The sequence below is a fragment of the Acididesulfobacillus acetoxydans genome (genome assembly GCF_902729405.1).
GTDB lineage: Bacteria > Bacillota > Desulfitobacteriia > Desulfitobacteriales > Desulfitobacteriaceae > Acididesulfobacillus > Acididesulfobacillus acetoxydans.
Window position 1 is genome coordinate 624914 of record NZ_LR746496.1, and the last position, 21395, is coordinate 646308.

The 21395-nt window shown below is 52.7% G+C and carries 20 protein-coding genes, 7 tRNA genes and 1 riboswitch; of the genes, 26 read left to right on the forward strand and 1 reads right to left on the reverse strand.

The features are described 5' to 3' along the window. Nucleotides 1-308 precede the first annotated feature (308 nt). The 3 genes from MNU25_RS02745 (at nucleotide 309) to MNU25_RS02755 (ending at nucleotide 2447) form a co-directional block, all read left to right on the forward strand. Entirely contained in the window at nucleotides 309-1220 is a 912-nt protein-coding gene (locus MNU25_RS02745) for a sulfite exporter TauE/SafE family protein (RefSeq protein ID WP_240983682.1), read from the forward strand. 7 nt (nucleotides 1221-1227) lie between these two features. Next, nucleotides 1228-1740: a DUF1634 domain-containing protein gene (locus tag MNU25_RS02750; protein WP_240983683.1), complete on the forward strand. Its 513-nt coding sequence runs from the start codon at nucleotides 1228-1230 to the stop codon at nucleotides 1738-1740. Between the two features lie 95 nt (nucleotides 1741-1835). Then, nucleotides 1836-2447, forward strand: a complete 612-nt coding sequence (locus MNU25_RS02755) for a hypothetical protein (protein ID WP_240983684.1) — start codon at nucleotides 1836-1838, stop codon at nucleotides 2445-2447. 152 nt (nucleotides 2448-2599) lie between these two features. On the opposite strand, the gene MNU25_RS02760 is transcribed toward MNU25_RS02755, so the two are convergent. Beyond that, nucleotides 2600-3727: a glycosyl hydrolase family 18 protein gene (locus tag MNU25_RS02760; RefSeq protein WP_240983685.1), complete on the reverse strand. Its 1128-nt coding sequence runs from the start codon at nucleotides 3725-3727 to the stop codon at nucleotides 2600-2602. 247 nt (nucleotides 3728-3974) lie between these two features. On the opposite strand from MNU25_RS02760, the gene MNU25_RS02765 reads away from it, so the two are divergent. From MNU25_RS02765 to MNU25_RS02875, 23 genes are all read left to right on the forward strand, one after another. Continuing rightward, nucleotides 3975-4292 carry a hypothetical protein gene (locus tag MNU25_RS02765; protein ID WP_240983686.1) on the forward strand — a complete coding sequence of 106 codons (318 nt, stop codon included), beginning with the start codon at nucleotides 3975-3977 and terminating at the stop codon, nucleotides 4290-4292. A gap of 584 nt (nucleotides 4293-4876) precedes the next feature. Continuing rightward, the gene (locus MNU25_RS02770; RefSeq protein ID WP_240983687.1) at nucleotides 4877-6151 is read left to right on the forward strand and encodes a glycosyltransferase family 2 protein; all 1275 of its coding nucleotides are present in this window, start codon (nucleotides 4877-4879) and stop codon (nucleotides 6149-6151) included. Between the two features lie 597 nt (nucleotides 6152-6748). Beyond that, a complete protein-coding gene (locus tag MNU25_RS02775; RefSeq protein WP_240986698.1) occupies nucleotides 6749-7207 on the forward strand; it encodes a pyruvoyl-dependent arginine decarboxylase in 459 nt (152 codons plus the stop codon). Between the two features lie 61 nt (nucleotides 7208-7268). Next, entirely contained in the window at nucleotides 7269-8099 is an 831-nt protein-coding gene (speE, locus tag MNU25_RS02780) for a polyamine aminopropyltransferase (RefSeq protein ID WP_240983688.1), read from the forward strand. A 315-nt stretch (nucleotides 8100-8414) separates the two neighbouring features. Next, nucleotides 8415-9239: an agmatinase gene (gene speB / locus MNU25_RS02785; RefSeq protein ID WP_372503609.1), complete on the forward strand. Its 825-nt coding sequence runs from the start codon at nucleotides 8415-8417 to the stop codon at nucleotides 9237-9239. Nucleotides 9240-9311: 72 nt separating this feature from the next. After that, a tRNA-Val gene (locus tag MNU25_RS02790) sits at nucleotides 9312-9387 on the forward strand. 130 nt (nucleotides 9388-9517) lie between these two features. Beyond that, nucleotides 9518-9593 (forward strand) — tRNA-Asp (locus tag MNU25_RS02795). A 42-nt stretch (nucleotides 9594-9635) separates the two neighbouring features. After that, nucleotides 9636-9711, forward strand: a tRNA-Phe gene (locus MNU25_RS02800). A gap of 2 nt (nucleotides 9712-9713) precedes the next feature. Beyond that, a tRNA-Gly gene (locus tag MNU25_RS02805) sits at nucleotides 9714-9788 on the forward strand. A 7-nt stretch (nucleotides 9789-9795) separates the two neighbouring features. Then, nucleotides 9796-9870: transfer RNA gene (locus MNU25_RS02810), tRNA-Cys, on the forward strand. Nucleotides 9871-9879: 9 nt separating this feature from the next. After that, nucleotides 9880-9968: transfer RNA gene (locus MNU25_RS02815), tRNA-Leu, on the forward strand. A 9-nt stretch (nucleotides 9969-9977) separates the two neighbouring features. After that, nucleotides 9978-10054, forward strand: a tRNA-Val gene (locus MNU25_RS02820). Between the two features lie 258 nt (nucleotides 10055-10312). Then, nucleotides 10313-10443, forward strand: a riboswitch (molybdenum cofactor riboswitch). 392 nt (nucleotides 10444-10835) lie between these two features. Further along, nucleotides 10836-11837 (forward strand): FecCD family ABC transporter permease, encoded by a 1002-nt coding sequence (locus MNU25_RS02825; protein ID WP_240986699.1) that lies wholly within the window; start codon nucleotides 10836-10838, stop codon nucleotides 11835-11837. Between the two features lie 160 nt (nucleotides 11838-11997). After that, a complete protein-coding gene (locus MNU25_RS02830; RefSeq protein WP_240983690.1) occupies nucleotides 11998-13110 on the forward strand; it encodes an ABC transporter substrate-binding protein in 1113 nt (370 codons plus the stop codon). A 346-nt stretch (nucleotides 13111-13456) separates the two neighbouring features. After that, nucleotides 13457-14320 carry a tRNA (N6-threonylcarbamoyladenosine(37)-N6)-methyltransferase TrmO gene (gene tsaA, locus MNU25_RS02835; protein ID WP_240983691.1) on the forward strand — a complete coding sequence of 288 codons (864 nt, stop codon included), beginning with the start codon at nucleotides 13457-13459 and terminating at the stop codon, nucleotides 14318-14320. Then, a complete protein-coding gene (locus tag MNU25_RS02840) occupies nucleotides 14298-15059 on the forward strand; it encodes a DUF364 domain-containing protein (protein WP_240983692.1) in 762 nt (253 codons plus the stop codon). Before tsaA ends, MNU25_RS02840 begins: the two co-directional genes overlap by 23 nt. Nucleotides 15060-15202: 143 nt before the next feature. Beyond that, the gene (locus tag MNU25_RS02845) at nucleotides 15203-16048 is read left to right on the forward strand and encodes an ABC transporter ATP-binding protein (protein WP_306425062.1); all 846 of its coding nucleotides are present in this window, start codon (nucleotides 15203-15205) and stop codon (nucleotides 16046-16048) included. 94 nt (nucleotides 16049-16142) lie between these two features. Continuing rightward, nucleotides 16143-17171 carry a radical SAM protein gene (locus tag MNU25_RS02850; RefSeq protein ID WP_240983693.1) on the forward strand — a complete coding sequence of 343 codons (1029 nt, stop codon included), beginning with the start codon at nucleotides 16143-16145 and terminating at the stop codon, nucleotides 17169-17171. 22 nt (nucleotides 17172-17193) lie between these two features. After that, nucleotides 17194-18252: an ABC transporter substrate-binding protein gene (locus tag MNU25_RS02855; RefSeq protein ID WP_240983694.1), complete on the forward strand. Its 1059-nt coding sequence runs from the start codon at nucleotides 17194-17196 to the stop codon at nucleotides 18250-18252. Nucleotides 18253-18288: 36 nt separating this feature from the next. After that, nucleotides 18289-19035, forward strand: a complete 747-nt coding sequence (gene modA, locus MNU25_RS02860) for a molybdate ABC transporter substrate-binding protein (protein ID WP_240983695.1) — start codon at nucleotides 18289-18291, stop codon at nucleotides 19033-19035. Nucleotides 19036-19139: 104 nt separating this feature from the next. After that, nucleotides 19140-19877, forward strand: a complete 738-nt coding sequence (locus MNU25_RS02865) for a Rossmann-like domain-containing protein (protein ID WP_240983696.1) — start codon at nucleotides 19140-19142, stop codon at nucleotides 19875-19877. Nucleotides 19878-20205: 328 nt separating this feature from the next. Continuing rightward, the gene (locus MNU25_RS02870; protein WP_240983697.1) at nucleotides 20206-20883 is read left to right on the forward strand and encodes an ATP-binding cassette domain-containing protein; all 678 of its coding nucleotides are present in this window, start codon (nucleotides 20206-20208) and stop codon (nucleotides 20881-20883) included. A gap of 180 nt (nucleotides 20884-21063) precedes the next feature. Then, a complete protein-coding gene (locus MNU25_RS02875) occupies nucleotides 21064-21273 on the forward strand; it encodes an FmdB family zinc ribbon protein (RefSeq protein ID WP_240983698.1) in 210 nt (69 codons plus the stop codon). Nucleotides 21274-21395 lie beyond the last annotated feature (122 nt).

A 21395-nucleotide genomic window follows, 5' to 3' on the forward strand; every position in this document is an offset into this window, starting at 1 on the left:
TTCCGGAGAGGGTCCTGATCGACTTGGAGAATATGCGTGAATAGCCGGTGAAGTTCGGAATGCGCTGTGGGTGAATAGGCGGGGGGATGTGCGGAGGCGGGGGGATGCACGGAGTCGCGCGCACGCAATCAGGTGACAACCGGCTTGTTCCCGGAATCACAAGGACCTTCCGTTTGGGGGGTGGCGCGCCGGCAAGGGTTTAGACCCTGAGGAAAGGGTTTGGGTCCGCCGAAAAGTTCGGCGCAGCAAGGCGGAAGAACCGAGGCCGACGCGGAGCTTACCCAGTTGAACCGTAGGAGGTCAGAGAGATGATAGAAAAACTCTTAGCAGATATTGGCACACTGTTCACAATGACTCATGGAGCGGCCGGGTCCGGCGTGCCGTGGTGGATATGGCCGCTGGCTTTGCTGGTGACTTCTTTTCTCATCGGCATCGTAGCCTCGGTCGCGGGCATTGGGGGCAGCACACTGTTTGTTCCGATTGTCAGCAGCTTTTTTCCGTTCAATTTCGATTTCATCCGTGGCTCCGGCTTGTTTGTTGCACTTGCCTGCTCACTGTCGGCTGCGCCGAAGCTTCTCAAATTGAATTTGGCCAATTTGCGTCTGGTCATTTCCCTGGCCTTGGTCGCTTCCGCTTCCAGTATCCTGGGAGCCTATTTAGGACTGGCCCTGCCGCAAAATGTCCTGAAGATTCTGCTGGGAGTCTTAATTACTTCTATTGCGTTGTTTTTCGTATTTACTAAGAACAGTGAATTTCCCAAAATCGGTCGTCCGGATGCCTTGGCATGCTATCTGAACATTGGCGGGACCTATTTTGAGCCTTCCACAGGCCAGGATGTGACTTGGTCCGTTTGGCGGCTTCCCCTTGGGCTGGTTCTCTTTGCCGGGATTGGGGTCGTGGCCGGGATGTTCGGAATCGGGGCGGGTTGGGCTAATGTTCCGGTACTCAATCTTTTCCTGGGTGCACCACTCAAAATTGCTGTCGGTACGAGTCTGTCCCTGCTGGCCATTACGGATACTTCCGCTGCCTGGATCTATTTGAATCAGGGTGCGGTTCTGCCGATGATTACGATTCCGGCGGTCGTGGGGATCATGTTGGGTTCACGGGTGGGGGTTAGGATGCTTAAGACGGCCCGGCCGAAATCGATACGCTATGTTGTGATTGTCATGCTGCTGTTTGCCGGCTTAAAGTCGTTATTAAATGGATTAGGATGGGGGTAAGAAGATTATGTCAAGCCAAAAAGTCATTTCGAGCGGCAACTGTGAAGGGGTCGCGTATAAGCAAGCCCGCGGTACGGGGAGCCTCGACAAAGGAGTTTCCGAAAAGCTCCGAAACGACAGCGAAGTAAGTTTAGAGCAGAATAGATATGCCAGTATTTTACTGGTTTGCTCATGGGCGGGGATTTTCGTGATGTCAGTGACTTTCCTGCTCTATATGGGCGGTCTGTTCAATCCGGTAATCGAACCTTCGCAGATACCGCGTTATTGGCAGATGAATGTCCACCAGTACGCGTTGGCAACTCATGCCCCCAATGGGTGGACCTGGCTGGGATTGCTCAACCATGCTGATTACCTGTGTTTAGTGGGGTTGGCTTTTTTGGGCACTGTTTCCGTTTTAGGGTATGTCTCCCTGCTAATCGATTACCTGCGCAAGAAGGACGTGCCTTATATCGCGATGGTGAGTTTGGAAATTGTCGTGATCGTTTTGGCCGCCTCAGGCATAATCCACGTCTCTTCCTAAGGATATTGTATCTGAGGGAGACGGGAGGGCCCCGGAGAGTTTAGATTACGGACAAGTGGAAAGCGGAAAAGGGATAGCGGAAGGCGGGATGATAAGTGTACAGCGCAACACTCGAGCAAGTGAAGAGGGATTCCGGCGAGAAGTCATATCCGATTTGGCTATTGCTCAATCCCAAGCACCCAGCGGTGCGCCAGAATATTTGGGTACCTGTGCTGGCGGAAATCCAAGATAAAATTTATCGGGAGATCCATGCCAGAATAGATACGTCAGATATTTATATCAGGAATGCAGTTTTGGATGCCGGCATCGTACCGAAAACCCTCAATTGGTGGGAGGCGGAAGTGGCCTCGGAAATTGAAATGTTTAGGGAAGAGGTCCTTAAATACCAACCCAAAATCCTGATTTCTTTCGGAGCCTTTCCGTTTGAATTTGCCAGGCGTACCTGCGGAATTAAACCGGAAAAAGGTCCGAAAGCCTGGAGCAACAGTAACTTACAGCAAGAATTCACAAAAGCGATCGAGAATTTCGATATCGGTAAAACGAACACGATTCCCTTAATTCGCAGGGTGTTTGCAGGCGGCAGAACGGCCGAAGAACCGACGAAAGGCGAGTTGAGAGACGGCAAGGGTTATTTTCTGCATGCGGGGGCAAGAATAGCGGATAAGATCATCGAGAACAGGAACAGTCTCAAGATTTGGATTGAATAGGAAGTCAAGCCGTCTTCACCGGAATAAGCAGTCAAAACGTCTTAAGACCAAGCGACAAGCGTAACAACAAAACACTGGCTGAACACAATTCTGCAAAAGCAGCTCGGCTCTCAGGCCGGGCTGCTTTGCATATTGCGCAACCGGCGACGGCTCTACCGGTGTATCGTTGTAAATGTATCCTCCTGTGTGAGCCAGAGCTGCGGAAAAGACGGAATGAGGGTCCAATAACTGATTCCCCGCAGATGGTAGGCGATGGCAGTTTGGAATTTGGCCTGAAGGCTGCGGGTGTCTTCAAACCAAACTTCGTGTTCACGTCCCTCGGCGTCATAATAATGATAGTAAGGAGATTGTGAGGCAGGGTCAAAATGAATCACCGCGCCGTGCTCCGCGGCTCTGGCTACGGCTTCTTCGGGACTGAACGTTTGGGCGTAGGGTCCGCCTTCAACGTAGGGAAGAGTCCAATCACGGCCGCTGAGCATGATGCCCATGAGGATTTTTTCCCGGGGAATGACCGTAACCGCATAATCAAGTACTTTTTTAATCATGTTCAGGGGTGAAATGGCGAGTGGGGGGCCGCCGGCCCAGCCCCATTCGTAAGTCATAAGAACCGTGAAATCGACGATTTGCCCATGGGCGCGGTAATCATGGGCCTCGTAAAGCAGTCCGGGTTGGTCGGTTCTCAGTTTTGGGGCCAGGGCGCTGCTGAGGAGATAGTGGCGGGCATGGAGACGCGGTGCCAAATGTTCCAGGAAAGCGTTGTAAGCCTGACGGTCCGAGGGAAAAACATATTCAAAGTCGACGTTTAAGCCCCGGTACCCTTGACTTTCCATTGAGGCCAGGATCTTACCGACGAGAACGTCTTGCAGGGAAGCGTCGTTCAGCACGGAGTGCGCGATCTCGGAGTCAAAGCCGTTGTCTGTAAGGTTGGTTATAACCATCAGGGGAAAGACCCCGGCAGCTTGAGCAGCCGCGGTGAGAGGCCGGTCAGGGATAGGACGTAACGAGCCGTCGGATTGTACCTGATAACTGAAAGGGCTCAGGTAGGTGAGAAATTCCGTATGTTTGCGCAAGGTTTCCTGCCCCAGGGGGCCAAAGTCCGTAAGGTATGCGTTTACTTCCAGCTTCGGTAGGGTCCCGTGGGGGATTATCAAGGTTTGTCCGGGATAGATGAGATCCGGGTTGGAGAGACCGTTTGCTTTGGCTATGGCCGTTACAGTACTTCCGAAGAGTTGGGCAATGGACCAGAGGCTTTCTCCCGTCCGGACGACATGTTTCAACATAGGCCACCGCTCCTTCATGTTTTCCTGGGGTTTACAGTCTGAATTCCGCCGGAGACTGTGAAGATGGGGCGGACAAACAGACTTTAGCATTTCAGGATAGAGTATGCCGGGGCGGTGGTGCTCGCCACGCCGGGACGCAGCGCGCAAGCCGTTTTTTGGGAAGGAAGACTTTTTCAGTATCCGGACGCGGGGCTGATGAATATATTCTTTTAAAGGCGGCCGCTGCGGCGGGAAAGGGGGGGAAGGTGTGAGGCGAGATTGGACCAGGGAACTGACGATCGAGTGGTTTTGGCTGAAAAAAAAGATTGTGCGCAAATGGAGGTTGGATACTCCGGTCGGAGTCTTGGGAATACTAATTCCGGTGGTCGGTCTGCTTCTGTTTGCGATTCTCGCTCAGGGCCTGTCGGATTTTTTCCGTATTGCCATCCCATGGGTGTCCGGAGGGAACATTTCGACCGTCTACTGGCAATCGATAGGTTTCGGAATTAAAGCCAGTTTCCTCTTTCTGCTCTTCGTGGTGATTATCGTAGCCTATACTATTCTGAAAATCATGGAAAGACGTTAGGGTTCTAATTTTACCGCTCCGGTCATAACCATGAAGTGTGGACAACTTCCCGGGTAGCGGGTGGATAAGCGGAACCGCCATCAGTCTGCCGGCAAGAACTTTAATCCGGGAAGAACTATTACCCTGAAAGAAGCATGACCCGGCAAAAAGGTGTTATCCGGCAGGAAGTGTTATCGGTTAAGAAACATTGTCTGGCGGGGGATATTAGACTACGATAATGGATAGATGAGGCAGAGACATATCCGGTAAGCGCGTATCCGGTATGAAATATATACCGCGGAGGTCCAGGCAGGGTGCCTCGGAGATCCTTGGGGTTTCGGCGGGTCGTGGGGTTCTCTGCCGAGTGCCGGGGGAGCGTGGGACAGGCTTCCGGAATGGCGGAACGACGCCCCACCTTGCGTTCTTGGCGGCAAATTCGAGGAGAGAAGGAAGAGAAATTTGGCAACCCGCTCAATAGATGGGAGTTGTTATAGGAAAAGCGAATAAGCTTTTGGAGCAAAAGCCCATGTTTTTTGCGTCTTTTTTATTGCATCGGACAAACGGCTATGCTAGAATTTTAATCGGTTGAAGGGGGTTGAGAGCTCGTGGATTTTTTTTCGGGGCCGATAGGAACAGATATATTTAACGTGATTATGATTCCCGTTCAGGTGATTATTATTTTCTTTACCTTCTACTATTTCGCATTGGCTATGTTCGGACTCTATCGCAAGAAGGAAAAGAAGATTCTGACACCCGAGAAAAGCTTTGCCTTGGTGGTTGCGGCTCACAATGAGGAAAAGGTTATCGGTCCTTTGGTGGAAAATCTTTTGCAATTGGAGTACCCAAAAGAACTTTACGATGTGTTCGTGGTCGCCGACAATTGCGTGGACAAAACGGCCCTGATTGCGCGTAATGCCGGAGCGATGGTGCACCAGCGGTTTAATGACACCAAAAAGGGGAAGGGCTACGCACTGGAATGGATGTTTCACAGATTATTCAGACTGGAGCGCCAATATGACGCGGTGATCATTTTCGATGCGGATAACTTGGTCAAAGAGAATTTCCTGGTAGAGATGAATAGTAAATTGTGTCAGGGAGACAAAATTATTCAGTGTTACCTCGATTCGAAGAATCCGTTTGACACCTGGGTCACCAATACATTTTCCATATCGTTTTGGCTCACAAATCGCCTCTTACAGTTAGCCCGGTTCAATATCGGGCTGTCTAATGTCTTGGGCGGGACCGGCATGTGTATTTCGACCGATGTCCTGAGGAAGTTCGGGTGGGGAGCGACGTCCCTGACCGAGGACTTGGAATTCAGTATGAAAGCACTTGTCCACGGGGTCAAGACGACATGGGCTCATGACGCCATAGTTTATGACGAAAAGCCGTTAACCTTTGCCCAATCGTGGCGCCAGCGCAAACGCTGGGCTCAAGGGCAGGTTGACGTGGCGGGGCGCTACTTTTTTACATTGCTGTTCAAGGGATTCAGGGAACGGAAGCTCACCTACATTGATGCTTCCGTGCATCTGTTTCAGCCGGCTTTGGTCATGATAGCCACCTTTTTTATGTTGATCAATCTGGTTTCAGCTTTTCAAACTCATTACACACATATCTTCTCTTTGGTTATGCCTTGGAGCGGCTGGCAAATTCTATCGGCTTTCCAATATCTGTACCCGGTTGTGGCCTTGACTCTGGACAGGCTGCCGTGGCGTTCTTACCTTGGACTCATCCTCTACCCCGTTTTCATCTACAGCTGGATTCCCATCGTTTTCCTCGGATTTCTGAAACGCAATGACAAACAGTGGTCCCATACGCAACATACGCGTTCCATCAGTTATGACGAGGTGGTTCGGCAGAAAAAGGTCTCGACCAATTGATGGACGGCGCTGTCCGGGTTCAATAGTAAGCCAAGTCCAACCCGGCCTTTGCTCAGGAAGTCAAACACTGCTTTTGCCCAGGAAGTCAAACCCGGCCTTTGCCCATGCGGGTTGCGGGCCGGGTCTTTTCGTCCTGTTGAGTCCCATGGCCGCAAGACGATATCAAACAGACTACGAAAAGGCCTTCGCTTATCTGAGTAATTGTCGGTGGCAGAAGTGCGTCAAAAAGGCGGCGCGCTTTACCTGGATTGGCCTCGAAACTATAAGGGACCGGAAACTTTATTGGGTAGGGATGAAGCTGCGCGGGCGATGAGGAAACCCGCGCCCAAGGGATTTATTTTTTTGGCGGATGTGTATATAATAGTTCAAGGATTTTCGTCCGGCCGGAAAGCAGGTTTCTGCCACTCAGCAAGATGGGAAGCTTGCGTCAGCCCTGGCTCAAGTTCGAGCTTATTTGAGCAGTCGTGGCGCCGGCCGGTTTTTTGCGACAGTGCGTCCGCTGAGCCCGCCGGCCGGCCCTGATAGCACTTTCGGTCTACTTCGTGAACAGACAGTTCCGGTCTGTTTCTTTATGTGAGAGAAAAGGGAGTGAAGCGATTGTTACCGACCCCCAAAAAGTTTTTTGTGACGTCTGCCGGCGCAGAGGGGCATTCCAAGTTAACGGCTTTTGATAATGCCTTATTGAAGGCCAGGATCGGGAATGTAAACCTATTGCGGGTGAGTTCTATTCTACCGCCGGGATGTGTTTATGATCCCGACTTGGTGATTCCGGAGGGCTCTCTGGTACCTGTGGCTTATGGGTCAATTGTGAGTGACGTGCCGGGGGAAACGATCAGTGCCGCGGTCGGGGTGGGTTTTTCCGAGGACACCTTTGGGGTGATCATGGAGTACTCGGGCAAATGCACGGCTGAAGAAGCCAAAGAGGCTATCAGGCAAATGGTGGCTGAAGCCTTTGCGACCCGGAAGATGAATTTGGTCGATATGAAAGTTGCGGTAACTCAGCACAAAGTGGAGAAGATAGGCTGTGCCTTTGCGGCCGTGCCGTTATGGTACTGATGCGGCAGCGGTATGCTACTGAGGCGCAGCCGGGCCGGAAGAAAGGAAGCAGGGTAAACGCATGGAACTTTGGTACACGGAAAAACAGACCCCTCATGTCGGTATAACTTGTAAGATTAGCCGCACATTGCATACGGAACAAACGCCTTACCAGCATTTGGCGATGATAGACACGGAACAGTTCGGAAGGATGCTTGTGTTGGACGGGATGGTCATGACGACAGTCCAAGACGAGTTTGTTTATCATGAGATGATTTCCCACGTGGCCCTCAATACCCACCCAAACCCCGAACAGGTTCTTGTCATCGGAGGGGGAGACGGAGGGGCGATCCGCGAAGTCGTCAAACACGCGAGCGTGAAGAAGGCTACTCTGGTAGAAATTGACGCCAGGGTGATCGAGACTTCCAAGGAATATCTGCCGGAGATTTCTTCGGCTCTCAGCGGCAATCCGCGGGTTGAGGTCGTAGTGGATGACGGAATTGCCCATGTGAAAAAGACCAGAGGGGTCTATGATGTCATCCTGGTGGATTCGACCGAGCCGATCGGCCCGGCGGAAGGGCTGTTTGCCTTGGATTTTTACCGGGACATCTTCGCCGCCCTAAAAGACGACGGAATCATGGTGGCGCAAACGGAGTCTCCCTTTTTCAATGCGGATTTGATTAGACGGGTGTACAAGGATATGCGGCGGGTCTTCCCCATTACTAAACTGTATCTGGCTGCCGTCCCGACCTATCCGAGCGGGCTATGGAGTTTTACTATGGGCTCTAAACGTTGGGATCCCGAGCAGGTTGAAGAGGAGAAAATCCCGGCCCTCGGAACAAAATACTATTCGGCGGACATCCACAAAGCCGTTTTCAAATTACCCCGCTTTGTCCGGGACCTGTTGGAGTAAAGCCGCGGCAAAGCGGATGAGGCATGTGGCAGGCTTCGTGGGATTCACGGGGGATAAAGCTTAGCCGCCTGGCTTAGCTTTGGCCATGGGAAGATTCAAGCATGTGCGGGCTTTGGCAGAGGCCGGGAGCCATGTTGTCGCTCCGCTGAGGGGCAGAAGGTAGTACTGCTTGGCTGGGTCTTCTGTTCGAGCGGCAATATTGTTGCCTTGGTGACTGAGCGCTTAAGTCCGGAGGAAGTGGCAGAGTGTATGCGGGGAGGAATTTAGGTGGCTGAGCGAGATCTGTCGGAACTGGTGGATGCCCCGGGGATCTTTATGGGGGCTGATGCTCCGTATGAAGAGGCCAAAGCTGTTATCTTGGGAATTCCCATGGACTTCACCGTGAGTTTTCGCCCGGGAGCGCGATTGGGGCCGCTCAGTATCCGTAATGTCTCCGCAGGAATTGAGGAGTACAGCGTTTACCAGGACAAGGACCTGGCGGATTGTGTCTACCGCGACTTGGGGGATCTGAGTTTGCCTTGCGGGAACGTGCAAAGGTCATTGCAAATCATTGAGAAGGCTTGCCACATTCTTTTGGCGGACGGCAAGTTTCCGATTTTTCTCGGAGGAGAGCATTTGGTCAGCTATCCTTTGCTAAGGTCTTTCCGGCAACAGTACCCGGATCTCCGGGTTCTTCATTTTGACGCGCACGCCGATCTGAGGGAAGACTATTTGGGGGAACGGGATTCCCATGCCACGGTCATGCGCCAAGTGGCAGGCCTCTTTGCGGAAAAGCGCCTTTATCAATTCGGAATCCGCTCCGGGACCAAGGAGGAGTTCGCTTTTGCCCGCGAACACACCTATATGCATATAGACGAGGTCCTGGGGCCGCTGAAGGAGACGCTCGCTGAACTAACGGGGTATCCTTTGTATGTCACGCTGGATATTGATGTCGTCGACCCGGCTTATGCGCCGGGGACCGGGACCCAAGAACCCGGCGGCTGCACCTCCCGCGAAATTCTCACCGCCCTCCGCTCCCTGGCCGGACAGAAGGTCGTGGGGTTTGACTTGGTGGAAGTGCTGCCGGCCCTTGACGCGAGCGAGAGGACGGCTCTCTTGGCCGCTAAAATCGTACGCGAGGTTATACTTGCTTTCACTTAAGCCGGTAAAACCTCAAAAAATACTTTGACAGAAAAACGATTTTTGTGTATACTGATAGTCGTCAGTTGCGGCGGGCGATTAGCTCAGCTGGGAGAGCGCCTGCCTTACAAGCAGGATGTCGGCAGTTCGATCCTGTCATCGCCCACCAATTCAGAAGTCAGATGTCGGACGTCAGAAGAAACCGGACACTTGCTATCTGACCTCAAGGAGGGGTATTGGGCTGATGCCTGGGGGTCACGTGATTTGACTTCAGACATCTTGTCTGCGACTTCTATTATGGCCCCGTGGTGTAGTGGTTAACATGCCTGCCTGTCACGCAGGAGATCGTCGGTTCAAGTCCGATCGGGGTCGCCATGTTGTATTAGTCGCGCCCTCGCAATAAACTTCGCAAGTGTTGCCTCGGTAGCTCAGTCGGTAGAGCAGAGGACTGAAAATCCTCGTGTCGGCGGTTCGATTCCGTCCTGAGGCACCAGTGCGGGTGTAACTCAGTGGTAGAGTGTCACCTTGCCAAGGTGAAAGTCGCGAGTTCGAATCTCGTCACCCGCTCCAAGTGCTTGGCGGCATAGCCAAGTGGTAAGGCAGAGGTCTGCAAAACCTCTATTCCCCAGTTCAAATCTGGGTGCCGCCTCCAAGAAAGCCGGCCGAAGTGGCGGAACTGGCAGACGCACGGGACTTAAAATCCCGCGGGAGTTACATCCCGTACCGGTTCGATTCCGGTCTTCGGCACCACATATTCACGGGTTTGTAGCTCAGCTGGTTAGAGTACCGCGTTGACATCGCGGGGGTCGGAGGTTCGAGTCCTCTCAAACCCACCAATACAGTAAATTCCAAAAACCCTGGAAGCCGTGATATAAGCGGATTGCAGGGTTTTTTGCTTCAGTCGTTTGGGGGTTGACAGTGCTGACGTATGACCAATAGACCCCGCGTCAGCTTTGGCCTTTGAGGCACGGCAAAAAAATAGAGCGTGCGTCAGCACAGGTAAATAACGGAGTTGACAGCGGTTAGTAGTTGGATTATGATAGGTTTAGTTAGCTGGAGATTGCTGCGTATTTTTTTTTCGTGGCGTTACAACTGAATAGGCTTCACTCCGAGCCGAGTTCACCTAAAGTTAACTCTACGGTAACCGGCCAGGGCCTATGGCCCTCGGGGTATGTCTGGAAACGGATATGCCTTCACGTTTTGAAAAGGAGATGGTAATGCCGATGGCAGTGTTTTTGACGACACCACTCTCTTTTTAGTGGTGCCGTTTTTTGTGTTCGGGTCACACCGAGTGATTGGGGATTGGAGAGCAGAAAGAGGGGAGGTGAAAACAACATGGAGCCAGCGAAGACACCGGAAGGGGGAAAGGGGAGACAGGAACACCGATGGAGTTTTGGGAAGAGGGAGACAGGAACACCGATGGTGCTTCCGGAAGAGAGAGACAGGAATACCGATGGAGTTTCGGGAAGAGGGAGACAGGAACACGATGGAGTTTCGGGGAGGGATGAAGATGGACTGAAGCCTATTAGGACCGAGCGATTTTTGCAAACCATGCAGACTTCGGAAACAGGCAGAAAAAAATGGGCGTCCGGCCGATGGCTGCCGAACTGGGGCCAAATGTTTGGCCGTAAAGAGGTCATACTGCTCCTTTCCCTGCTGGTGAGCTTTTTTCTCTCCTTTCCTCTAGGACGTTACGGAATTTCTCCTTGGCTCTTGCTTAAGGTTTTGGCCGCTAAAGTTTTTCCCCTTCGGCACACCTGGCCGGCCACAGTGGACACTGTCGTCTTTGAGGTGCGCCTGCCGCGTATCCTGGCTGCCATGGCGGTCGGGGCGGCGCTATCCGCTTCCGGAGCCGCTTATCAGGGGATGTTTAAGAATCCGCTCGTGTCGCCCGATATTTTGGGTGCCTCGGCAGGGGCGGCTTTCGGCGCGGCTTTAGCCATCTACTATTCTTGGAACATCACGGGGATTGAGGTTTCGGCTTTTCTTTTTGGTCTGATGGCTGTTCTCCTGGCCTATTATCTCAGCCGCAAAATCCGGCATGATCCCATGCTGGCCCTTGTTTTAGCCGGAATCCTCATCGGGACTTTATTTACCTCTTTTACATCCTTAATCAAGTACCTGGCCGATCCTTATGACAAGCTGCCGGCTATTACGTTTTGGCTGATGGGAAGCCTGGCCGCGGTGACACCCAAGGATATTGCGACGGCGGCTGTGCCCATGTTTATCGGCGGGTTGCCATTGTATTTGTTGCGTTGGCGCATTAATGTCCTTTCTCTGGGGGACGAGGAGGCGCAAGCTCTGGGACTGGAAACGGGGCGGCTGCGTTTAGTGGTCATTTTGTGCTCGACTCTGATGACGGCAGCCGCCGTTTCCATCAGCGGCTTGGTCGGGTGGGTGGGTCTAATTGTGCCTCACTTAGCCCGTATGATTGTCGGCCCAAACTATAAGGTGCTGCTCCCGGCTTCCCTCTTTCTCGGTGGTGCCTATTTACTGCTTGTGGATGACTTGGCCCGGACAGCCGCCAGCGTGGAGATTCCCCTCGGCATTCTCACGTCTCTCATTGGAGCGCCTTTCTTCATCTATCTGTTGTTGCGCAGCAAGAGGGGATGGGGGTGATTGATCGATTTTGAACACGCCAGTATCAGCAGGCACTTATTGAGAATGCGAACCGCCGCGTTCTCATGGTTGGTCACAGATCGCCTGTAGACGGACACAACCATGGCCGTACATAGAGTGTCTGTATAGGTCCCATATGGGAAGAAGGGAGGTAATTAAGGTGAATAATGGCAAAGTGCAAACGGTTCGCAGCTTGAGTGTGGTCGTGGTTCTTGTCCTGGTCTTAGGTTTGGCCGGATGTGGCAGCCAAAAAGGACTTACCCAGAACCCGGGGCCAACCGGTTGGCGCACGATCACGGATATGGCCGGACGAAAAGTTCAGGTTCCCGATCACATCGGCAAAGTTTTCGGTACGAGCCCGGTCGCCACGATTATGGTCTATACTCTGGCCCCGGACAAACTGGTGGGTTGGAATTATAACCTGCGGCCCCTGGAAAAGAAGTACATTTTGCCGAAATATCAGTCGCTGCCCGACTTGGGGGGCTGGTATGCTAAGAATACGGGTAATACGGAGGAATTGTTGAAGATTCGGCCGGATGTGCTGCTTTCCGTCGGGACGATTACGCAGACTGATATTTCACTGGCCAACAGGATCCAGAATCAATTGCGCATTCCTGTCGTCATGGTCGACGCCCCTCTGACCGGCATGGACAAGGCTTACAAATTTCTGGGAAGTCTTTTGGGCGTTCAGGCCAAGGCGCAGGAACTGGGGGCATATTGTCAGGCAACCGTGAAAGAAATCAAGGTGAAAGCGAAAACGATCCCGGCGGATAAACGGGTGAGGGTCTATTACGCAGAAGGATCCAGCGGTTTACAAACAGATCCGCAAGGTTCTTCCCATACGGAGACCCTAGCTTTAGTCGGGGGAATCAATGTCGCCCACGTGGCGGCCCAAGGAGGGGCCGGCATGTCAGCCGTCTCACTGGAACAGGTTCTGAAATGGAATCCGGATGTCATTCTCTGTTGGAACCACGAGCAGGGGAGTTATTATCCGGGCCTTCTCACCGACCCGGCCTGGCACAGTCTCAAGGCGGTGCAAACGAACCGCGTTTACGAAATTCCAGACGCTCCCTTCAACTGGTTTGATCGCCCCCCCTCGGTCAACCGCTTGATCGGCTTAAAATGGTTGGGTAATCTCCTGTACCCACAGGTGTACAAGTATGACATGGTGGCCGAAACGAAAAGTTTCTATAGTATGTTTTACCATTATAACCTGAGTGATGCGCAGGCCAAGGCGCTGCTGGCCACTTCAAGTCTGAAAGTGGCGCCGTAAGAGCGGGTGGCGGGCTCAGGTGGCGCACAGCAGTTGAGGATTCTTCAGAGTATGCGTGACAGAGGCAGGACGGGGACTTGCGCGGGCAAACGGGACGAAGGGACGGGAGGGAGAGCGGCGGAGGTCACTGTTATGGAGAGTTAGCCGGGGTTCGATGGGATCGCATCGAGTGAATGCAGAGAACGGTGAGATAGGAGATCTCACCCTCCGGCGCTTAAACCCACCGGGAAAGGTTTGGAAAGCCGGAAAGATTTAAAGGACCAAAAGGATTGATTGAAATGAGTTGAATGAGTTGAAGGCGCTGAACAGGGCGGAGGAGTTGAATAGATTTGAGGAGGGAAAACCTATGGGGGCAAACGAACAGGCCGAAACAGGGGGCGGGAAGGCGTTGATCCGCGATATTTGTCTGAAGCCCATCGGTAAAGTTAGAAGCCAGGTTACAGATCGTGAACAGATGCCTTTGCCGGGTGTGGCAGCCACCGTCGAAGTTTTTCCGGTCTACGCTGCCGCTTTGCACAGGATTGGTGAAAACTCTCATCTCTGGCTTTTGACCTGGTTTGATCAAGCGCCCCGGAATGTCTTACAAACCGTACCCGGTAAAGTGAATCCGGCGTTGGGAAGCTACGGCGTCTTCGGCCTGAGGGCTCCGGCCCGTCCCAATCCCATCGCTCTGACCCTGGTGCGGCTGGTCGGGGTTCACCGTAACAGCCTTGAAGTTCTGGATTTAGACGCTGTTGATGGTACACCTGTCCTTGATATCAAACCCTATTTTGAGCGGGATATCGTTTTTTCAGCCCGCACCTCGGGAATTATGGCCAATAACCGGGAATTGGCGCGGGATTTTCTCTGGCAGCAAGCCTTGAACCATCACCGGGAAATCTGTCCGGATCTCTATTTGGCAGTCCGCAGCGCCTTAGTGGCCCAACAAACCTTTGGGCATCTGCGCTCGGATGATATTTCGCTGATGGTTCAGGGTTCAGCCTGTTTGGCGGATACGCTGCAGGGTTTGACCGGAGCCAGGCTCTCTAATCCCCCCCGTTTCTCATATTATTTGCAGGAGCCCCCGGGAGGATCCGTTTGGCGCAAGGGTAACCGGACTTTGACGCTTACGGCCCGCCGCTCCATAGACGAAGAGGAATATCTGGGGCTTGAGGATGAGGAAATATTCGAGGGGATGGAAAGGGGAAATGATGATGTGGGCACTTTATGATGAACTCTTGGCTGAAATCCCCCCGGATCTCCGGGTGACGGACTGTCTGGCCGGGCAGCACTGGACCCTTGTTCGTTCCAAAACTGCCGGTATTGCTATGACACCGCGGGAAGGGCGGCTCAGCGTAAAAGGAGCGGGCCAATTGCGCGGGCTCAAGGTGCGCGAATTGGCGGAGTATATCAAGTCTTGGCATTACAACGAGGCCACTGTGGGTTTAGCGGCGCTTAATTCCGCGTTGAACACGCAGGAGAGAGCACGAGAGCTCGCCGGTGCGCCTGCTGCCGCTTCCGCTCAGGAACAGGCCAGTGCCTTTGCGGTTTACCGGGAGCGGGTACGGGGTCGTAAAGTGGCGGTCATCGGGCATTTTCCCGATCTTGGGGTTCTGTCGGACGTTTGCACGCTCTCGATTTTGGAACGCCGCCCTCTGGAAGGAGATTTTCCTGATCCGGCTTGTGAATATATTTTACCGAGGCAAGACTATGTCTTTATCACAGCGACGACCTTAGTGAATAAAACGTTGCCGCGCCTGCTCGAACTCGCTCATCAGGCTCAAGTGATCTTGGTCGGACCCAGCACTCCTTTGACAAATCGGCTTTTCCGCCACGGGATAAGCGTTTTGGCGGGGACGGTCGTGACAGAGCCGGAGAAAGCCTGGCAGTTTGTTCAGGAGGGCGGGGGAGGACCGGAACTTTTTGACCACGGCTGCCTGATGGTTAAAGTCGTTGCTCCGGAAGCTTAAGGGAGAAACATGAACTTCGGCTTGGGTCCCGGGCCGGATGAGACAAAGATGGGAGGAACGGCAAGACCTTGGTTGGGAAAGTGAACGGTCCCGTCAATCGTCTCTGGTTCGAGGCAAACTTGTGTCTCCTGTGGAGTAGGAAGGTGTGGGTTTTGGAACTGGAACTGAAAAACCTTTGCTGTGGCTATGGAGGCCGGGCCATTCTGCGCGACGTCTCGTTAAGTGTGGGTATGGGCGAGGTTCTTTGCGTATTGGGTCCCAATGGTACAGGAAAAACAACGCTGTTCAAAACCATCCTCGGTCTCATTGATTCTCTGGGTGGCGACCTGTGTATTGAGGGCCAGAGCATGAAATATTGGTCGAGGCAGCGTATGGCCCGGATCATGGCCTATATTCCCCAGGCCCATAACCCTCCTTTTCCCTTCAAGGTTTTGGATGTTGTCACGATGGGACGAACGGCTCACCTCGGAAGTTTTTCCTCCCCCGCAGCCAGAGATGTGGAAATCGCGCGCCGGGCCATGGTTACTCTCAAGATATCTTACCTGGAAGACAGAGTATACACCGAGATCAGTGGGGGAGAAAAACAATTGGTCCTGATCGCCAGGGCCTTGGCTCAGGAACCCAGGATTCTGGTCATGGATGAGCCGACTTCTGCCTTGGATTTCGGCAACCAGCTCAAAGTATTAAGCCATGTCCGTCATTTAGCAGACCGGGGCTTGACGATTATCATGGCGACGCATTTTCCGGACCAGGCTTTTCTCTATGCTCATAAGGTCATCCTTCTTAAAGGGGGAGTCGTGTACGGTATGGGTGACCCCAACCGCACCATCACTGAAGAAGCGTTGGCGGAACTTTACGGCGTTGACGTTCGGATCCTCAACACCGGCATCCTCAGCAGTTTCGGTCAAAGAGAAATCAAAGTGTGCCTGCCGAGGGAACAGAGGCCGGAAGTCAGAGGCCAGGGGCCGGAGGCCGGAGTGAATGTGTGATGTCATGTTCTGAGAGAGTGTGATGGAAAAGGAGCGGGTGAGATTGAGCGCAGGATACCGAAGTAAAGTCGTAAAAGGAGAGGGGCGTAGTTTTATGCCGGTAGAAGGAACGTTTAAGGAACTTTTGAACCAGGGCTTGACGGGGATCAATCCAGAAGTCGCGGCAGAGCTACTGGAGTTGTCGGCTGAACCGGGAAATGCTCTTGAACTTTTCAGGGCGGCAGGGAAAATGAGGGATGAACATTTGGGGATGACATTGTGGTGGTCGGCCGGTATTTCCCGGATTTTTCCTTGCCGGGTCGCACCGCGCTGCGGTTATTGCAGTTATTTCACCGACGAATTCATGCCGACGGAACAGATCGTTTCCTCTATTCAAGCGCTGGAAAGTTCGGGCTTCCGCCAGGTTCATCTGAGTGGGGGTACGGACCTCCGGGGCTATGACCGGGAGATGCTTGAACTGGTTCAAGCAATCCGCCGAGTCTCCGCCATTGATCTGGAAATCAATTTAGGACCTTCCTTTAGGCGCGAGACCATAAGGGCTCTCAAAGCCCTTGGGGTGACGAGCGTAACCAGTTCACTTGAGGTTTGCAACGATTCTCTCTTTCACGAGGCCAAGCCTGGGGACAGTCTGAGCGCCCGCCGGCGGCTGATGGAGGTCTGTGAAGAAGAAGGCATGTCGGTGCGAAGTATGATCTTAATCGGCTTGGGAGAGAGCTATGCAGACCGGATCAGCCACCTGTTCTATCTCAAGCAGTTCAGACACCTTTACCATGTTCGCTTTTCCCGTTTCTACCCCTATCCGGGAACGAAATTCAGTGGATTCCCGCGTTGTTCACCCTGGGAGTTGGCACGCACGCTGGCCGTGGCCCGCTTGATTCTCCCCGGGGTGGAGTTGGGTTTGGCGGCCGGCAATGACCACGACGACATTCCTCTCTGGTTCTTGGCGGGCGGCGGCAACCAGCTCCTGGGGGCCGGCATTACCCGCGATCCTGCCCCTAAGCTCCCGGGAGCCCGGATCCAGCCTATCGGTCAAGATTTATACCTAGTGGATAAGACCCCGCTTCTGCGGCAGTATGTTGGGGGAATGGGGAGGGAGACCACCTTTGAGTGTCCGGCGAAGTAACCTATCCGAAAGGAGATCAGGCATGACGAACTTTAAAAACCGCGGTGGACTTGCCCTCTTAATGAACGTGTTTTTGCTTGCGACTTTACTGTCGGGCTGTACCCCGACCCGACCGAAAGTTTCACCTTCCGCAATGCACACAATCATCGACATGGCGGGGCAAAAGGTGACCCTGCCGTTGAAAATCAACCGTGTGGCAACGGTGGGTCCGGTCCCTGTGCTCAATGGCTTTATCTTTGCCTTCGGGGAGCAAAAAAAAATCGTGAACGGGTTGCCCCTGTTTGCTAAATCGAAACGTTGGAAATACCAAACCGTTTTTGCACCCGGAATCGCGACTGAACCGTCTGTGCAAGGGGCCAACAACGATCCCAACCTGGAGGAACTGCTTAAGGTCAATCCTGATGTAGTCTTCACCATGGATCAAAGGAGTGCCGAGACGATTCGGAAAAGTGGGATTCCAGCCGTTTATCTTTCCTGGACCCAACCGGAAGATGTAAAAAAGGTCATGAAAATTGTGGGGCAAGTCTTCAACAAGGAGGCTGTGGCGGAGGATTACATCAAGTATTTTGACCAGACACTGAATCAGGTGAAAGGTGTTGTCAGTCAGATTCCTCAGGCCCAAAGGCCCAAAGTCTTATACTGTGATGTGAAGACTTTGACGGAGCCTCAGCTGATTGCCGAATGGTGGATTCCGGCGGCCGGAGGTATCAGCGTGACGAATAACGGCCGCAAAGCGGAGAGCATCTCCTTTTCCATGGAACAGGTCCTCAAGTGGAATCCGGATATCCTCATCGTCACGGATCCGACCGAGGTCAAGGAGGTCTACCATGATCCGCGCTTCAGCCGGATTAAAGCGATCATCAATAAGAAAGTCTTTGCTGCCCCCATGGGATCGAGCATATGGGCCAACAGAACGATTGAACAGCCGCTGACCGTGCTCTGGGCCGCCAAGACTTTTTACCCTCAACGCTTCAAGAATGTGAATTTGGATCAGACGGTGAAGAATTTCTACGCGCATTTCTTCAAGTACCGGCTGTCGGATCAGCAAGTGAACGAGATTCTGAGCGGAAATCCCCAGTGAACGGGGGGAATCTAAAGAAGACAGAGGTGAAGTCATTTGGTTAAAACGAGAGAGGCAAGTGAAACCACGGAAATCCGGGCAGCGGCAGGCGCGGGTTTACGGCACCCCCTGTCCGCGTTAGAGAAAGTGTATCAAAAACTCTATCCTCAGCATCATCTCCAATGCACCTTTGCCGGTGCGGGGGAATTATGCCATTGGATTCAGGAAGGATCCGGACACGATGTAATCATTTTACCGGAAGCGGGCGGACACTTGGATAATCTGGAAAGCAGCGGGTTCCTGGACGCCGTTTCCCGGCGGCAGCTCCTGCGGGACCACTTAGTGCTGCTTCTGAACCGGGAACTTCCCGGCGGGGGCCGAGTGGGATTAGAGTGGCTTACCGCACCGGAAGTAAAAACAGTGGCGATAGGAAAACCGGGAATGGCTCCTCTGGGAGACTATACAGTCGAAAGCCTGCAGAATCTCGGCTTGTGGGAGAAAATTGCCGGGAAAATTATGTACGATGAAATCAACGGGCATGTTCCCGCCTACGTGGAAGAAAACCGAGCCCAGGCCGGAATAGCTTTTGGCAGTTGTGCGGCCGCTTATCCGGACGTGCCGGTGGCGGCTGATTTACCGCAATCGAGTTACCACAAAGTCTATTTCGATATTGCCCTGCTCAATAGGGGCAAAAATACCGTCGGCGGTGAACATTTTTGGCGGTTTTTACAAAGCGGGGAAGCCAGAGAGGTTTTTGCGGCCTGTGGCTTAACTTGGTGCGCAGTGACAGCCGGGAGTCTTTAATGAGCCGGAAGAAGGTTTTACTGGGGGAAGAAAAGATCCTTCTATCGAAGAAGGGGAATAAGGAATTCTTTCTCATTTACTGATGAAATCTTTAGGAGGTAAACATGTACGATACAACCGTTTATGATACCCTGCGGCACAAAATGAGAGAGCTGGCTCAAGAACATGATCTTCTCTCAACCCAAGTCGTGATTACAACTGCTATTCTCACGCCCGAGCAAGCCATTGGACAGCCGGAACGCCAAGACTTTCCTCTCTTAAAAGGGAAGGAAAAAATGGTTGAAGCCGATCTCGGGGGGAGCAGAGGACAGGCATTCACGAATTGGCCCGGTACATTTCAAGGAAGTTTGACGGAAATCCTGGCACTTCCTTTGGCTGATAACCACGAACGCGCTCTCTTTGTCTCTGCGCTAAACGCCCTGGCCCGTCATACGGAGAAAGTGGGCAACACCAGGCATTGCCGGAACGAAGGCCCTAAGTTGTGCGGCCAGAAAATCGTCGCATATATACAAGAACACTACGGAAAGCCCAAGCTAGGCATGGTTGGCCTGCAACCCGCGCTTCTAGCCGCCTGCGCACCGGCGTTTCCCCTGCGGGTGCTGGATCTGGATCCGGAAAACATCGGACAGAAAAAAGAAGGGACTCTGATTGAGGACGGCATGGTTGCGGCTCAGGATGTGGCCCAGTGGGCGGATCTTCTTTTTGTCACCGGCAGCACACTGGTTAACAATACGATTGGCGATTGGCTGAACCTGGACAAGCCTGTGGTCTTTTTCGGGAACACGATTGCGGGAGCCGCGGAGTTTCTGGGGTTAAAGCGTTTTTGTCCGTATTCAGACTAAGGTCTGCATTCTGACTAAGAATTCGTCTTCGGTCTGGGAAGGATTAAAATAGTCCCGTAGTGAGCAAGCGACACGGCCAGACGCGGCCGGAGGCGGCAACGGCCAAATTAGCATAGTCCCATAGTGAGAAAGTGACACTGAGAATCCGGCTCCTATCTACTGGGTAGGGGCCGGACATTGAATTCTGAGAGCGAGAGGAAAGTGCAGGATTTGGAGTTTAAGAGGAGAGGGAAAGAATGGGGCCTTTTTGGGCTAAGGATGAAAGTGAGTATGTGGCTTAGAATGGCCAAAGAACTGGGAGAGCACGTGACGACTGGAGAGGGGTACTTTGCTAAAGATCTTAGGCTTAAGCAAAAAACTGGGTCCCTTTGCCTTGCAAGACATCTGCTTGGAGATTGGGATGGGGGAGTATTTTGTCATTCTGGGTGCGACGGGAAGTGGCAAGACCGTCCTCTTGGAAACCTTAGCCGGGATGTATGTTCCGGATCAAGGAAAGATTGTTCATGATGGACTCGAGATCAGCTTTTTAGCTCCTGAAGCCAGACGGATTGGCTTTGTCTACCAAGATTATGCCTTGTTTCCCCATTTGACTGTCAAAGGAAATATTCTCTTCGGGCTCAAGCAGAGAAAGTTGGCGAAACGGACGCTGGAGGAGAAACTGGAGAAAATGCTGCAACTATTCGACATTGCGCACCTGTTGAAGCAATACCCGGCGACTTTGAGTGGTGGGGAAAAACAGCGGGTGGCCTTGGCCCGCGCCCTCGTGACTGAACCGCGAATTCTCCTTCTGGATGAGCCCTTAAGCGCACTAGACCCGCAAACGAAGGAAAATATACTGCCGCAATTGAGAGATTGGCACCAGAGATTGGGAATGCTGACTTTGCATGTTACGCATGATTACAAGGAGGCGGCTTTACTGGCTGACCGAATCGGGATTATGGAGAGAGGAAAACTGGAAAAGGTAGGCAGACCGGCTGAGATATTTGGGAAAAGCGCTCTGAACTGACGTTTAATTGTTTCGGTTTTTTGTAACAGACTCTTTTAGTAAGAACCTAAATTCATTATAATAGAAGATGACCAATAATGGTCAATTGCGTTGCTCTTGTTTTCATGCTCCGGAAGGAAGCTCAGGGTTGAGGTTGGACGGCAAAGGAGAGAATTTTTCTGAAGAGGAAGGTGAGAAGGAATGCCGACTTATGATTTAGTCTGTAAAGATTGTGAACACAGGTTTTCTGTGTTCTGCAGTATAAGCCAGAAGGACAAGCAAGTATGCCCGCAGTGCGGCAGCTCTGAAGTCGAGCAACGTTTTACGGCTGTAAACATTGGCGGTTCAAGGAGCCGCTCGAGTTCCGGCGGGAGTGTAGGAGGTTCTTGCGGGACTTCCAGCTTTGGCTGAGGAATCTGATCGCGAGGAACCCGTGTGGTTCTCTTCAGTTTGAGACGGTTCGCATATCCGGCAAAAGGCGAACTGTCTCTCTTCATGCTCAGGGTCCGTTGGGGCAGGTCACTGACCGCAAA

Coding starts and splice junctions, on each gene's coding strand:
- MNU25_RS02750 (WP_240983683.1), top strand. CDS start 1,228: ATGTCAAGCCAAAAAGTCATTTCGAGCGGCAACTGTGAAGGGGTCGCG.
- MNU25_RS02865 (WP_240983696.1), top strand. CDS start 19,140: ATGTACGATACAACCGTTTATGATACCCTGCGGCACAAAATGAGAGAG.
- MNU25_RS02875 (WP_240983698.1), top strand. CDS start 21,064: ATGCCGACTTATGATTTAGTCTGTAAAGATTGTGAACACAGGTTTTCT.
- speB (WP_372503609.1), top strand. CDS start 8,415: ATGGGGGCTGATGCTCCGTATGAAGAGGCCAAAGCTGTTATCTTGGGA.
- MNU25_RS02760 (WP_240983685.1), bottom strand. CDS start 3,727: ATGTTGAAACATGTCGTCCGGACGGGAGAAAGCCTCTGGTCCATTGCC.
- MNU25_RS02855 (WP_240983694.1), top strand. CDS start 17,194: ATGACGAACTTTAAAAACCGCGGTGGACTTGCCCTCTTAATGAACGTG.
- tsaA (WP_240983691.1), top strand. CDS start 13,457: ATGGGGGCAAACGAACAGGCCGAAACAGGGGGCGGGAAGGCGTTGATC.
- MNU25_RS02825 (WP_240986699.1), top strand. CDS start 10,836: ATGTTTGGCCGTAAAGAGGTCATACTGCTCCTTTCCCTGCTGGTGAGC.
- MNU25_RS02745 (WP_240983682.1), top strand. CDS start 309: ATGATAGAAAAACTCTTAGCAGATATTGGCACACTGTTCACAATGACT.
- MNU25_RS02850 (WP_240983693.1), top strand. CDS start 16,143: ATGCCGGTAGAAGGAACGTTTAAGGAACTTTTGAACCAGGGCTTGACG.
- speE (WP_240983688.1), top strand. CDS start 7,269: ATGGAACTTTGGTACACGGAAAAACAGACCCCTCATGTCGGTATAACT.
- MNU25_RS02840 (WP_240983692.1), top strand. CDS start 14,298: ATGATGATGTGGGCACTTTATGATGAACTCTTGGCTGAAATCCCCCCG.